Genomic DNA, 13,190 nt, shown 5'->3' with positions numbered 1-13,190 from the left:
ATCAGGTGGTGTGCACGATCAGCACGTCGACGCCGGACTTGCGCGCGACCTCGGAGGGAACCGAGCCGAGGATGCGGCCTGCGAGGGTGTTGAGTCCGCGGTTGCCGACCACGAGCAGGTCCGCCGAGCGGTCCCGCGCGACGTTGCGAAGCGACTCCACCGGTTCGCCGCGCACCGGGACCGTCTCGATGCGGGCGGCGCCCGCTTTCACCGCGCGGTCGCGGGCGGTCTGCAGCGTGTCCTCGGCGGGGGTTGAGCCGACGACCTGGTACGCCTCGTCGCGCAGCACCTCCTGTGCCCGGTCGACCTCGTCCTGGCTTGCCGGGTAGTAGGCGCACGCGATCACCAGCGTCGCGCCGGAGTCGGCGGCGACGGCGGCGGCGCGGTCGACGGCGGCCAGCGAGGAGTCGGAACCATCGGTACCGACGACGATGGTCTGGTAGGCGGCCATCCGGATCCTCCAAGAACATGCTCGAGCCAGGTCTGTGAGCAGACAGTAGCGGCTCGAGCGGCCGGGCGCAGCAGTTACCTACTCACGAGTTGGTTTCGCGCCCGCGGTGGCAGCCTCTCGCTGCCGGGGTCCGGTGCCGTTCTCTTCGCCGTCCTCGTCGGTGTCCGAGCTTGCGGCGGTGGGCCGGTCGATGCCCAGTGCCGACTCCGCGTCGGCCAGCACAGCGCGGGCCGCCCGCACCTGTTCGGCGATCTTGCTTCGCAGTGCCCGCAGTGCCTCCACCTTCTCGGTGGCCTCGCCGACGAGGCGATCGGACTCCTCGGTCGCCTCCCGGACGCGGCGGGTCGCCTCTTCGGAAGCCTCCGCCACGCGTGCGTTGGCCTCGCTTATCGAGTCCTGCTTGCGGCGGTTGGCGTCCTCGATCGACTCCCGGCGCCGTCGCTCGATCTCGGCGTTGGCCTTGGCCTGTTCATCGGCGACCTCGGCCCTGATCGCGGCTGCCTCCTCGGTGGCCTCACGCACCCTGCGGTCGGCCTCCGCCTTGCTCGCCGCCTCCTGCTCGGCGAGCTCACGCATCGACTCGCTGCGGCGGGTCGCCATCGCGATCTCGAAGTCTTCCTCGACCTTGGCCCGGCGCTGCTCGGCCTCGCTGTCGAGGCGCTCGCGCTCGGCCTGCGCGGCCGCGGTGATGCGCTCGGCCTCCGCCCTCGCGTCCTCGAGCACCTTGCGGTGCTCGGCCTCCATCTCCCTGCGGCGTTCGGACAGTTCCGTCAGTAGCTGCTCGTACCTGGCCCGCATGGAGCTGGCGTCGGATTCGGCCTTTGCCCGGATATGTCCGGCTTCGGCCTCCGCGCGTGCTTTGGTGTCGCTGGCCTCTTCCTGCGCCAACCGCAACATTCGTTGCAGCCGTTCGGAAAGACCCTCGATCGTGGTGGGCGGCTGGGCGAGTCGTTCCACCTGCCCTCGCAGGTCGTCGATCTCGATGCGCGCGGCCTCGAGCTGCCTCGCCAGATCGCCCGCCTGCGAGATGGCAGCGTCGCGATCGGACACAAGCATCTTGATGTCGGCGTCCAGCCGTTCCAGATGCTCGTCGACCTGAGCGCGGCTGTATCCGCGCTTCTCGAAGTCGAAGCCGGCTCCCAGCGGCACGAGCTCCCGTTCCTCGCCAAGGCTCATGACCCCACCCTAACGGGAGCCGGCGGTTACACGCCTCGGAACGTCCGGATGCGGTCGAGGTGTCGCGCCCGCTTCTCCTCGTCGCGCACTCCGAGTCCTTCCTCCGGTGCCAGGCAGAGCACGCCGACCTTGCCCTGGTGCAGGTTCTTGTGCACGTCGAAGGCGGCCTGGCCGGTCTGGGTGAGCGGGTAGGTCTTGGACAGGGTCGGGTGGATGTGTCCCTTTTCGATGAGCCGGTTGGCTTCCCACGACTCGCGGTAGTTGGCGAAGTGCGAGCCGATGATGCGCTTCAGGTTCATCCACAGGTACCTGTTGTCGTAGGTGTGCAGGTAGCCGGAGGTCGACGCGCACGTCACGATCGTGCCGCCCTTGCGCGCGGCGTAGACCGACGCGCCGAAGGTCTCCCTTCCGGGGTGCTCGAACACGATGTCGGGGTCCTCGCCCCCGGTCAGTTCGCGGATGCGTGCGCCGAACCGCTGCCACTCCTTGGGGTCAGGGGTCTGCTCGTCCTTCCAGAACCGGTAGCCCTCGGCGTTGCGGTCGATGACCAGTTCGGCACCCATCCGCCTGCACAGCTGAGCCTTTTCCGGGCTGGACACCACACACACCGGGATGGCTCCCCCGTTGAGTGCGTACTGGGTCGCGTAGGAACCCAGCCCGCCGGAGGCTCCCCAGATGAGCACGACGTCACCCTGCTTCATGTCGGCGCCGTTGCGGGAGACCAGCTGCCGGTAGGCGGTGGAGTTGACCAGACCAGGGCTGGCCGCCTCCTCCCAGGTCAGGTGCTTGGGCTTGGGCATCAATTGGTTCGCCTTCACCAGGGCGATCTCCGCGAGGCCCCCGAAGTTGGTCTCGAAACCCCAGATGCGCTGCTCGGTGTCGAGCATCGTGTCGTCGTGGCCCTCCGGGCCCTCCAGCTCCACGTTCAGGCAGTGGGCCACCACCTCCTGGCCCGGTCGCCACTTGTGCACGCCCGGCCCGGTGCGCAGCACCACGCCGGACAGGTCGGAGCCGACGACGTGGTAAGGCAGGTCGTGGCGCTTGGCGAGTTCGGAGAGCCTGCCGTAGCGCTGCAGGAACTTGAACGTGGGCAGTGGCTCGAAGATCGAGGTCCACACCGTGTTGTAGTTGATGGCGCTGGCCATCACCGCGACCAGTGCCTCTCCCGGACCCAGTTCCGGCACGTCGACCTCGTCGATGTGCAGTGCCTTTCGCGGGTCCTTGTCCTTGCTTTGCAGTCCGTCGAACATCTCGACGTCCTCGGCGTGCACGGTGACGCCCCGGTAGGACCGTGGCATCGGCAGGCCGGCGACCGCGTCGAGGTCTCCTGCCAGGATGGCCTGCTGGATCTCGGTGAGTTCGTTGGCCATGGTGGTACCTCCGTGCCGGTCCGGGAAGGGCTTGCCGACAGAAATTACTGGCCGGTAACCCGTCGCACAACCGTCGGTAGCGCGAGCGGGTGGTGCGTCGGGGTGAGCTTGAGCACGGCAGGCGTCTCCCGCGACAAATCTTGACCGGCCGGCCAATCAAGGAGCATCATTGGAATACGGACCGCGAGACACACGGTTCGGCTCGCAGGAGGTGATCACGATGGCTCAGACATCGGTACGTCCCTGGACGAGGCCGCACGACTGGGTGGAAGTCGTGCTCGGGGTCGTGTTGGCCGTCTCTCCGCTGTGGTTCGCCACGAACACGGCGGCGTTGTGGACGATGATCGTTCTCGGTGCGCTGATCGCGCTCGACGGACTCGCCTCGCTGGCGAGGCCGGGCATGGTCTACGGGGAGGGCATCCAGATCGTGCTCGGCGCGCTGGCCTTCATCTCCCCATGGGTGATGGGCTACACCGAGCTGACCGGCGCCGCGTGGACGTCGTGGATCGTCGGCGCGTTGACGGTGATCGCGGGTGCGGCCGCGCTTCCGGTCGCCAATGCAGCACACCGCACGGCCGGACAGCACTGACAGCCCGGCCGCTACCGTCGGCGTTTCGCAACATCGGTCCACATCGACCCACACCGGCCCACGACGTCGCCCCGCCCGGCAGCGTCGTGGGCCGCACGTGGCTTGTGCGGCTTGTGCGGCTTGTGCGGCGCAGTATCGTGAAACGCGCCCCGAAGTAGCAGGTGACAAACAGGGGGCTGGATGCTCGAAAGGAGGAGCGATGGCCAAGAAGGGCGACGATCCTTCCGCCAGGGAACGCATCCTCCTCGCTGCGGAGCGGCTGTTCGCCGAACTCGGCTTCGACGCCACACCCACTTCCCGCATCGCGGAGGTCGCAGGTGTGCCGAAGGGTCTGGTGCACTACTACTTCCGGCGCAAACGGGACCTGCTGACCGCGCTGGTGGAACGGCTGCCTGACGAACGCATCGAGCCTGCCGCCGTGGTGGTGCCCGGCGACATCGCCGAGAGCCTGCGCAGGCTGGTGGCAGAACTGGACCGGCGGCTTTCGGCCTCGCAGGTGCTGTCGCACCTGCTGTGGAGGGAAGCCGACACCCATCGCGCCGTGCGCGACGCGCTACGCAGCCGCTACGACGTCCTGGTCAACCAGGTGCGCACTGTGATCATCGCCGCGGCGGGCGCGGGCAGCCTGGCGCTGGCCGACGTCGACAGCGCGGCCGCGCTGCTCGCGCTGGCGGTCAGCTACCGGCACTCGGTGGCGCGGCACGCCGAGGACACCCCCGACGGGCCCGACGAGATGGAACGCGAGCTGACGTTCATCGCCGACGCGCTCACCGCGCGGGCCGCCGCACCGCGGGAATCAGTGCCCAGCAGCGGGCTCGACTAGCTCGACCAGCACCCCGCCCGCGTCCTTGGGGTGGACGAAGTTGATCCTGCTGCCCGCGGTGCCGCGCCTGGCCTCCGGGTAGAGCAGCCGCAGCCCGTTGTCCCGCAGCGCCGCGCTGGCGGCATCGACATCGGTGACGCGGTAGGCGAGTTGCTGCAGCCCGGGACCCTGCCGGTCGAGGAACTTCGCGATGGCCGAGTCCTCACGCAACGGCGCGAGCAACTGCACGGCGGGTCCGCTGCTGTCACCTGGTGCGTGCAGCATGGCCTCCCGCACACCCTGCTCCTCGTTGACCTCGCTGTGGGTTACCTCGAGGCCGAAGTTCTGCTCGTAGAACTCGATGGCCCGGTCGAGATCGGCCACCGCGACGCCGACGTGGTCGATTGTGGTGATGAAGGGCTTCAATGCCTGCCGCATGACACGTCAGGATAGGCGGTGCGCGGTCGCCGGTGGGGTGACTGTGACACCCGCTGCGTTGGGTCGCGGTGATACCCACCGATGAGCTACCAGTCGGTATCGTCGACTGGGTCGCTCGTGCGGCGAGGCAAGTGCGATGTCGGTTCGCGATGTCGGCTCGATGACAGGAGGCAGCTCGTGTCCGGTTCGGTCATTCTTGGTGCCGCGCGCACCCCCATCGGTCGACTGCTCGGCTCCCTGAAGGACTTCTCGGGTGCCCAGCTCGGTGGGTTCGCCATCAAGGCGGCGCTCGAACGTGCGGGTGTGGCGCCGGAGTCGGTGCAGTACACCATTATGGGGCAGGTGCTGACGGCGGGTGCGGGACAGATTCCGGCCCGGCAGGCCGCCGTCGCCGCGGGTATCCCGATGGACGTCCCCGCGTTGACCGTCAACAAGGTCTGTCTTTCCGGCCTGGACGCCATCGCGCTCGCCGACCAGCTCATCCGCGCGGGCGAGTTCGACCTCGTCGTGGCGGGCGGGCAGGAGTCGATGACGCAGGCGCCGCATCTGCTGCCGAAGTCCAGGGCCGGGTACAAGTACGGCGACGTGACGCTGCTGGACCACATGTCCCATGACGGGCTGTTCTGCGCCTTCGACCAGGTGGCCATGGGGGCCTCGACCGAGAAGTACAACGCGCGCTACGAACTCACCCGTGCCGAGCAGGACGAGTTCGCCGCACGCTCGCACCAGTTGGCGGCCAAGGCCATCGCGGGCGGTGTCTTCACCGACGAGATCGTCGAGGTGAGCGTCCCCCGGCGCGGCAAGGACCCGGTCGTGTTCGGCACCGACGAAGGGGTCCGCGCCGACACCACGGTGGAAGGCCTCGGCAAGCTGCGCCCTGCGTTCGCCGCCGACGGCACCATCACCGCGGGCTCGGCGTCGCAGATCTCCGACGGCGCCGCCGCCGTCGTGGTGGCCAGCAGGGCCAAGGCCGAGGAACTCGGTGTCGAGCCGCTCGCGGAGATCGGTGCGCACGGCGTGGTGGCCGGTCCGGACGCGAGCCTGCACGAGCAGCCCGCGAACGCGATCAACGTCGCGCTCGCCAAGGCCGGGCTCGACGCCGGCGCGCTCGACCTCGTGGAGATCAACGAGGCGTTCGCCGCCGTGGGGCTGGTGTCCGCGCGCAAGCTCGGCCTGGACCTCGACCGGGTCAACGTCAACGGCGGCGCGATCGCACTGGGCCACCCCATCGGGGCCTCCGGCGCGAGGCTGGCGGTGCACCTCACCCACGAACTGCGCCGCCGTGGCGGCGGCCTCGGGGCCGCGGCGCTGTGCGGTGGTGGCGGTCAGGGTGACGCGCTGCTGATCAGGGTGCCCGCGAAGTCGTGAAGGCAGCCGGTGAAACCGCCGCGAACGTCGACGACCTGATCGCGAGCGCACGGCAGGGCGCGCCCCGCGCCGTCGCGCGGTTGATCTCGCTGGTTGAGCATGCGCACCCGGCGCTCGAGGAGGTCGCGGCCGCGCTGCTGCCGCATACCGGACGCGCGCACGTGGTGGGGCTGACCGGGCCTCCCGGCGTCGGCAAGTCGACCTCGACCTCGACGCTGGTGTCGGCACTGCGGGCCGACGGCAACCGGGTCGGTGTGCTCGCCGTCGACCCCTCGTCGCCGTTCTCCGGCGGTGCCTTGCTCGGTGACCGGATACGGATGTCCGAGCACGCCACCGACCCGGCGGTGTTCATCCGGTCGATGGCGACGCGCGGTCAACTCGGCGGCCTGGCCTCGGCGGCGTCGCAGGCGGTGAGGGTGCTCGACGCGGCAGGCTTCGACGTGATCCTCGTCGAGACCGTCGGTGTCGGTCAGTCCGAAGTGGATGTGGTACGGCTGGCCGACACCACCGTGGTGCTGCTCGCGCCCGGCATGGGCGACGGCATCCAGGCGGCCAAGGCCGGCGTACTCGAGATCGCCGACATCTTCGTGGTGAACAAGGCCGATCGCGACGGTGCCGAGGCCACCGTACGCGATCTCAGGCAGCTGGTGGCCATGAACCGCAGGGAGGTTTCCGGTCCCTCGTGGCGGCAGCCCGTCGTGCCGACGGTCGCCGTGGACGGCAAGGGCTCCGCGGAACTGCTCGCCGCGCTGCGCGACCACCTCGGCTGGCTGCGCGAACACGGTGAGCTCGACCGAAGGCGGCTGGCGCGGGCCCGCGCCGAGGTGGAGGCGATCGCGCTGGACCGGCTGCGTGTCCGGATCGGCGAGTTGCACGGCGGCGACCGCCTCGACGAACTCGCGAGGCGCGTCGTGGGCAGGCAGCTCGATCCCTACGCGGCTGCCGAGCGGCTCGTCACAGACCTGCGTCGGTGAGGGTGTCCAGCAGCGCCCGCACCGTGGGACCGAACGCGTGCTCGGCCGGGGTCGCGTAGCCGACCAGGATGCCTGCCCCGCGTTCCCGGTGGTGGTCGATCCAGTGTGGACTAAGCGGTTGCAGCGCGAGCGAGTGCCGTTGCGCGGCAGCAAGCACGGCCTGCTCGTCGGGTCCTGAGGCGGGCAGCATCAGCAGCAGCTGGACCCCCGCGGAAATCCCGCGCGGGCTCAATAGTGGCGGCAGCCGCGCGAGCAGCCGGTCGCGTCGGCGGCGGTAGGAAGCCCGGCAGCGGCGGACGTGCCGGTCGTAGGCACCGGAGTCCAGCAGGTCGGCCAGCACGAGCTGTTGCAGCACCGGTGCGCGCCAGCCGCTGTCCGCCAGCACCGCCCTGACGGGTTCCACCAGCCTGCTCGGCAGCACCAGCCAGCCCAGCCGCAGGCCCGGTGCGAGCGTCTTGCTGGCGGTGCCCGCGTAGACGATGTGTTCGGGGGCCAGTGCCTGCACCGCCCCGATGGGGCGCCGGTCGAAGCGGAACTCGCCGTCGTAGTCGTCCTCGATCACGACGGCGTCGCGGTCCCGAGCCCACCGCGCGAGCTGCGCGCGCCGGTGCGGGGCCAGCGTGACACCGAGCGGGTACTGGTGGGCCGGTGTCACCACGACAGCGGAGCTGTCCAGTTCGGACACCACGAGTCCGTCGTCGTCGACGGCGACCGGGTCGACAGCGAGTCCGGCCGCGGTCGCCAGTTCGCGAAACACCCACAGCGAAGGGTCCTCGAAGGCGACGCTGGACTCACCCAGCCCTCGCAGCGCCGTGCACAGCAGCGAGACCGCGTGCGAGTAGCCTGCGCACACCACGATCCGTTCCGGCTCGGCGACCACTCCCCGGCTGCGTGCGAGATAGCGGGCAAGGGCATGGCGCAACTGCTCGACCCCGCGCTCCTCCAGGTAGCCGAACACCGAGGACGGCGCGTGCTGCAGCACGCGCCTGGTGGCCGACAGCCACTCACCCCTGGGAAACATGGAAAGGTTCGGCTGACCCGGCAGCAGACTCCACCGCGGTTCGGGCTGTTCGGGCGCCGCGGCGGGCGCAGGCATGGCAGCGGTGGCAGCGGTGGCCGCGGTGGTTGCGGTGGCCGCGGTGGGCGCCGTCGCCACCGTCGTCGGCGCGCCCTGCCTGGTGCGCAGGTATCCCTCGGCGGCGAGGTCGGTGTACACCCGGGTCACCGTGCCCCGCGCTATGCCGAGGTCGGCGGCGAGTGCCCTGGTTGACGGCAGCACGGCGCCCTGTGGCAGCCGCCCCGCGCGGATGGCCAGCCGGAACGCCTCGGCGAGCCCCGCTCTACCGGTGTCAGGGTTCCAGTCGAGGTGCACATCCACCCCGGAACTGGACCATGATTTTGCCATGTGACTGGACCATACTCGTGTGCCAGTTTCTGGATACCGTGTGGGCGTGACAAAGCGGATCCAACTCACCGCGAGCCTGCCGCAGGCTCACCGGCAGGTGCTCGCGCTGCACAGCACCGTGGAAGCCGCCGCCGCCGACGCCGGACTCGACCCAAGGCTCGTCGAGCTGGTCAAGATCCGGGCCTCCCAGCTCAACGGCTGCGCGTTCTGCGTGGACGCGCACACCCGCGACGCGCGCGAACTCGGCGAGAGCGAACGCAGGATCTACCTGCTGAACGCGTGGCGAGAGACCAAGCTCTACACCGAGCAGGAGCGCGCGGCGCTGGCGCTGACCGAGGCGATGACGATGCTGCCCAGGGATCAGGACGTGCCGGACGACGTCTACGACCAGGTCACCGCGGTGTTCACCGAGCAGCAGTACGTCGCGCTCGCCTGGGCGGCCACCGTGATCAACACGTGGAACCGGCTCGGGGTGACCAGCCGCAAGCCGCTGCCCGGCGAGGCCGCGTGAGCGCGACCCGGCTGCGCGCGCTGCACCGGCCGGGCGTTCCGCTGGTGCTGCCCAACGCCTGGGACGCCATGAGCGCACGGCTCGTGCAGGACGCGGGCTTTCCGGCCGTGGCGACGAGTTCGGTCGCCGTCGCGGCGGGCCTTGGCTACGCGGACCGGGAACAGGCCCCGCCGGAGGAGATGTTCGCGGCGGCCCGGCGGATGGCGCGTGCGGTGTCCGTGCCGGTGACGGTGGATGCCGAGTCCGGGTACGGGTTGCCACCCGCCGAACTCGCCGAGCGGCTGCTGGCCGCCGGGGTGGCGGGCTGCAACGTGGAGGACACCGAACACCCCGGCGGCAGGCGACGCGAACAGGCCGAGCAGGCCGACCTGCTGGCGGCGCTGCGAGCGGCGGCAGGAGCGGAACTCGTGCTCAACGCACGGATCGACAGCTTCCTCGAAGCAGGCGACGAGTGGGCCGCGCTGCCCGACGCGTTGCGGCGGGCGCAAAGCTACCTCGCCGCGGGCGCCGACTGCGTCTACCCGATCCACCTGCGTGATCCCGACGTCGTCGCCGCCTTCACCGAGCGGCTGCGCCCGGCGCCGGTGAACGTCACCTACCTGCCGGGGATGCCCGACGTCGCCGGGCTCGCGCGGCTGGGAGTGGCCAGGATCTCCTTCGGCGGCGGGTTGCTGGCCGCCACCCGCCGCTGGCTCGGGCGCAGGCTCGACGATCTCGCCGACGGCACGATGCCGTACTGATGTTCCGCACCAGCCCCGTACCGCCGACAGGGGGTGAGCAAGGGGGCTTCGCCACACCCCGGTGACGAAGCCCCCTTGCTCCACACGGACGCCGGTCGGCGATCGGGCTTCAGCTGGCCGGTCGCGGCGGTCGGCAGCGGATCACCGTCAGCGGCCCGGACAACTCCAGCTGACCGGCGGCGTAGGGAACGACGAGCGTGTCACCTCGCCGCAGCGGTTGTCGCCCGCCGCGCTCGGTGCTCAGCGTGCCCTCGCCCTCCAGCACCACCAGCACGGCGAACGACGCGTCGAGTGCCAGTGCCGGGTCCGGACATAGCTGGTCGGCACGGAAGAACGGCCGCGCCCCTTCCGCGAGCAGGTCCACGGTGTGCCCCGGCTCCTCGCCGGTGTGGCGGATCAACGTCGAAAGCCGCTCGCGGTCCCAGCCCGAGGTGTCCAGCGCGTCCAGCGCGGTGTCGAAACCCAGCCCGAGGTGCGCGGTGTCGGGGTCGGCGAGGAAGTCGCGCCATTCCAGCGTGAGCGAGAAGTCGGTTGGCTGCTGCAACTCGACCACGAACACGCCTTCTCCGATGGCGTGCGGCAGGCCTGCCGGGATGTGCACGGTGTCACCCGGCCGCACCGGCACCGCGTTGAGTGCGGACAACATCGCGGGCGCGTCCTGCTCGCGCACCCACTGCGCGATCACGTCGCGGCTCGTCGTGCCGCGGAATCCGGTGTAGACGGTCGCGTCGGCCGACCGGGTACCCACCACGATCCAGGCCTCAGCCTTGCCGACGTGGGAGTCGAAGTGGCCCCGGGCGAAGTCGTCGTCGGGATGGAAGTGCACCGGTAGCCGCTGGCCGGCATCGAGCAGCTTGACCAGCAGCGCCGTCGAGTCGGCGAACGACTCGACGTGCCGCGCACCGAGCCAGCCGAGCGGGTCGGCACGCACGGCGTCGCGCAGCCAGCGGCCGTCGGGCAACCGCGTCAGCCCCTCGGTTTCCGAGCCGAACCGTGTCGTGGTGGAGGCGACCCAGTCCTCGGGACCGTAGGCGGTGTCCGTCGTCGCGCCGCGCAACTCGGCGATCGCGGCGCCGCCGCGGTAGAACTGCGACGGCTGGTTGGCAGGCAGTGCGATCGGTTGCGGCGGTGCGTTCATCCGGAAGAGTCTCTCGCCTTTCCTCGGTGACGGCTCGACATGCCACCGTGAACGACTCACGGTATGCGACCACATGACGCCTCGGCCAGGTGTGTCCGGTCGAACATCGGCGATTCCGGCAACTCGCACCACGCGGCACGGCGGCGACGTTAGCCTTCCGGCATGCCACCCACCGCGGCGCTCGCCGTTTCCGACCTGCGCATGTGTTACGGCGATCTCGTCGCCGTCGACGGCGTCTCGTTCGAGGTCGACGAGGGCGAGTTCTTCGGCATCCTCGGTCCCAACGGCGCGGGAAAGACCACCACACTGGAGATGGCCGAAGGGCTGCGCGAGCCCGACTCCGGCACCGTGCGGCTGCTCGGCAGGTCACCGTGGCCACGCGACCTGACGCTGCTGCCCCGCATCGGCGTACAACTGCAGGCCTCGGCGTTCTTCGAGAAGCTGACCGCCCGCGAGCAACTGGAGACCTTCGGCGCGCTCTACGGTGTCGGCCCTGGCCGGGTGCAGGAGATGCTCGATCTGGTCGGCCTGGCGGACAAGGCGGGCACGCCGGAGGCGAAGCTGTCCGGCGGGCAACGGCAGCGGCTGTCCATCGCCTGCGCACTGGTGCACGACCCCGACATCGTCTTCCTCGACGAGCCCACCGCCGCGCTGGACCCGCAGGCGCGCCGCAACCTGTGGGACGTGCTGCGCGAGATCCGGGCGCGAGGCAAGACAATCATCTACACGACGCACTACCTCGACGAGGCCGAGGTGCTCTGCGACCGGGTCGCGATCATGGACCACGGTCGAATCCTGGCGATGGACGCGCCCGCCCGCCTCGTGCGTGACCTCGACGCCGCCACCCACGTGATCCTCGAACTCGGCGCGCTGCCCGCCTCCGAAGCGGGCAGTCTGCCCGGAGCCGATCACGTCACCGTCGACGAGCTCTCGCTGACCATTTCCACACGCGATCCCGCGCCGCTGCTTTCCGCGCTCGCCGAGCGCGGCACTCTCGGCGGGCTACAGGTGCGCACGGCCACCCTCGAGGATGTCTTCCTCGAGCTGACAGGCAGGGAGTATCGCGCGTGACCGTCACCGAAACCCGGAACCCGCCCCGGCGCGCCGCCCCTGCCCGGCCACCGGCCACGCCGTTTCGCGCGCTGTCCGGCGCGATGTTCAAGGGCTTCGTTCGCGACAAGGCGACGCTGTTCTTCACGTTCCTGATGCCGCTGATGTTCCTCACCATCTTCGGGCTGATCTTCACCGGTGGCGAAACGTCGCGCACCGAGATCGGCGTGGTCGGCCAGGGACCGGTCATCACCGCGCTGGAGGAGTCCGGCGCACTGGAGCTGACCCGACTCGACGACGCGGGCGTGGCGCAGCAGCAGGTGCGCTCGGGTGACCTGCCCGCCTACGTCGAGCAGCGCGGTGACACGATCACGCTGCGGTTCGCCGCCAGCGACCAGAACCGGGCAGGCGCCGTGCGCGCCATCGTGGACGGGGTGGTGAACAGGGCCAACATCGCCGCCACCGGGCAGCCACCCACCTTCACCCTGGACGCGGCGCAGGTCGAGGACAGCTCGCTGCAGCCCATCCAGTACATGGTTCCGGGCATCCTTTCCTGGGCCGTTTCGATCGCCGCGGTGTTCGGTGCCGCGCTGACGTTCGTGAGCTGGCGGCGAAAGCAGGTGCTTCGCAGGCTGTGGCTGGCGCCGGTGCGGCCGCACACGGTGCTCAGTTCCCGCGTGTTGGTCTCACTCGGTGTCGCGCTGCTGCAGTTCGCCGTGTTCGTCGGCATCGGAATGCTCCCGATGTTCGGGCTGCGGCTGACCGGCCAGTGGTGGCTGGCGGTCCCGTTGCTGCTGCTCGGCACACTGGCGTTCTTCTCCATCGGCATGCTCGTTGGCGCCTTCTGCAAGACGGAGGAGGCCGCCAGCGGCGTGGCGAACCTGATCACCCTGCCGATGGCGTTCCTCTCCGGGACCTTCTTCCCGATCGACGCCGCCCCCGCGTGGCTGCGCACGGTGTCGCAGGCGTTCCCGATGCGCCACCTCACCGACGGCATGCTGGACGTGATGGTGCGCGGGCAGGGTGCCTCCGCGCTGCTGGTTCCCGCGCTCGTCCTCGTCGGCTTCACCGCCGTCGCCGGGCTCGTCGCGGGCAAGGTGTTCCGCTGGGAGGAGTGAGACGTGAGCACGCTCACCGGCCCCCGAGGGTCCGGTGAGCGTCGTCACGGCTCACACTGG

The 13,190-nt window shown here is 70.2% G+C and carries 14 protein-coding genes; 8 read left to right on the top strand and 6 right to left on the bottom strand.

Features of this window, described 5'->3' with window-relative positions; translation table 11 throughout:
* Position 1: 1 nt before the first annotated feature.
* The 3 genes from SACMADRAFT_RS19245 to ccrA form a co-directional block, all read right to left on the bottom strand.
* Complete coding sequence (locus SACMADRAFT_RS19245) at positions 2-451, bottom strand: universal stress protein (protein WP_009155509.1); 450 nt, start codon at positions 449-451, stop codon at positions 2-4.
* 78 nt (positions 452-529) lie between these two features.
* Positions 530-1,627 (bottom strand): coiled-coil domain-containing protein, encoded by a 1,098-nt coding sequence (locus tag SACMADRAFT_RS19240; RefSeq protein ID WP_009155508.1) that lies wholly within the window; start codon positions 1,625-1,627, stop codon positions 530-532.
* A 26-nt stretch (positions 1,628-1,653) separates the two neighbouring features.
* Positions 1,654-2,997 (bottom strand): crotonyl-CoA carboxylase/reductase, encoded by a 1,344-nt coding sequence (gene ccrA, locus SACMADRAFT_RS19235; RefSeq protein WP_009155507.1) that lies wholly within the window; start codon positions 2,995-2,997, stop codon positions 1,654-1,656.
* A gap of 220 nt (positions 2,998-3,217) precedes the next feature.
* Between ccrA and SACMADRAFT_RS19230 the strand changes: the two genes are divergently transcribed.
* Entirely contained in the window at positions 3,218-3,586 is a 369-nt protein-coding gene (locus SACMADRAFT_RS19230; RefSeq protein WP_009155506.1) for an SPW repeat protein, read from the top strand.
* A 199-nt stretch (positions 3,587-3,785) separates the two neighbouring features.
* Positions 3,786-4,409 carry a TetR/AcrR family transcriptional regulator gene (locus tag SACMADRAFT_RS19225; RefSeq protein WP_009155505.1) on the top strand — a complete coding sequence of 208 codons (624 nt, stop codon included), beginning with the start codon at positions 3,786-3,788 and terminating at the stop codon, positions 4,407-4,409.
* Here SACMADRAFT_RS19225 and mce read toward each other — a convergent pair.
* Positions 4,383-4,826, bottom strand: coding sequence for a methylmalonyl-CoA epimerase (gene mce / locus SACMADRAFT_RS19220; RefSeq protein WP_009155504.1), 444 nt, complete (start codon positions 4,824-4,826; stop codon positions 4,383-4,385). The two genes, SACMADRAFT_RS19225 and mce, sit on opposite strands and share 27 nt — an antisense overlap.
* A 177-nt stretch (positions 4,827-5,003) precedes the next feature.
* On the opposite strand from mce, the gene SACMADRAFT_RS19215 reads away from it, so the two are divergent.
* Positions 5,004-6,194 (top strand): acetyl-CoA C-acetyltransferase, encoded by a 1,191-nt coding sequence (locus tag SACMADRAFT_RS19215; protein WP_009155503.1) that lies wholly within the window; start codon positions 5,004-5,006, stop codon positions 6,192-6,194.
* Positions 6,191-7,168, top strand: coding sequence for a methylmalonyl Co-A mutase-associated GTPase MeaB (meaB, locus tag SACMADRAFT_RS19210; RefSeq protein ID WP_009155502.1), 978 nt, complete (start codon positions 6,191-6,193; stop codon positions 7,166-7,168). Before SACMADRAFT_RS19215 ends, meaB begins: the two co-directional genes overlap by 4 nt.
* Here the strand turns inward: meaB and pdxR are convergent.
* Entirely contained in the window at positions 7,149-8,573 is a 1,425-nt protein-coding gene (gene pdxR, locus SACMADRAFT_RS19205; RefSeq protein ID WP_009155501.1) for a MocR-like pyridoxine biosynthesis transcription factor PdxR, read from the bottom strand. The genes meaB and pdxR overlap by 20 nt on opposite strands.
* Positions 8,574-8,613: 40 nt before the next feature.
* Here pdxR and SACMADRAFT_RS19200 point away from each other — a divergent pair, with 40 nt between their 5' ends.
* Positions 8,614-9,084, top strand: coding sequence for a carboxymuconolactone decarboxylase family protein (locus SACMADRAFT_RS19200; RefSeq protein WP_009155500.1), 471 nt, complete (start codon positions 8,614-8,616; stop codon positions 9,082-9,084).
* Complete coding sequence (locus tag SACMADRAFT_RS19195; protein ID WP_009155499.1) at positions 9,081-9,824, top strand: isocitrate lyase/PEP mutase family protein; 744 nt, start codon at positions 9,081-9,083, stop codon at positions 9,822-9,824. The genes SACMADRAFT_RS19200 and SACMADRAFT_RS19195 overlap by 4 nt, the downstream gene beginning before the upstream one ends.
* 109 nt (positions 9,825-9,933) lie before the next feature.
* On the opposite strand, the gene SACMADRAFT_RS19190 is transcribed toward SACMADRAFT_RS19195, so the two are convergent.
* Positions 9,934-10,962, bottom strand: a complete 1,029-nt coding sequence (locus tag SACMADRAFT_RS19190) for a class I mannose-6-phosphate isomerase (protein WP_009155498.1) — start codon at positions 10,960-10,962, stop codon at positions 9,934-9,936.
* Positions 10,963-11,124: 162 nt separating this feature from the next.
* On the opposite strand from SACMADRAFT_RS19190, the gene SACMADRAFT_RS19185 reads away from it, so the two are divergent.
* Together SACMADRAFT_RS19185 and SACMADRAFT_RS19180 are read left to right on the top strand one after the other, a co-directional pair.
* On the top strand, positions 11,125-12,033 hold the full coding sequence (locus SACMADRAFT_RS19185; protein WP_009155497.1) for an ABC transporter ATP-binding protein: 909 nt from the start codon (positions 11,125-11,127) through the stop codon (positions 12,031-12,033).
* A complete protein-coding gene (locus SACMADRAFT_RS19180) occupies positions 12,030-13,130 on the top strand; it encodes an ABC transporter permease (RefSeq protein ID WP_009155496.1) in 1,101 nt (366 codons plus the stop codon). Before SACMADRAFT_RS19185 ends, SACMADRAFT_RS19180 begins: the two co-directional genes overlap by 4 nt.
* Positions 13,131-13,190: the final 60 nt, after the last annotated feature.

Source organism: Saccharomonospora marina XMU15 (assembly GCF_000244955.1).
GTDB lineage: Bacteria > Actinomycetota > Actinomycetes > Mycobacteriales > Pseudonocardiaceae > Saccharomonospora_A > Saccharomonospora_A marina.
This window is presented reverse-complemented; position numbering and strand designations above follow the sequence as displayed.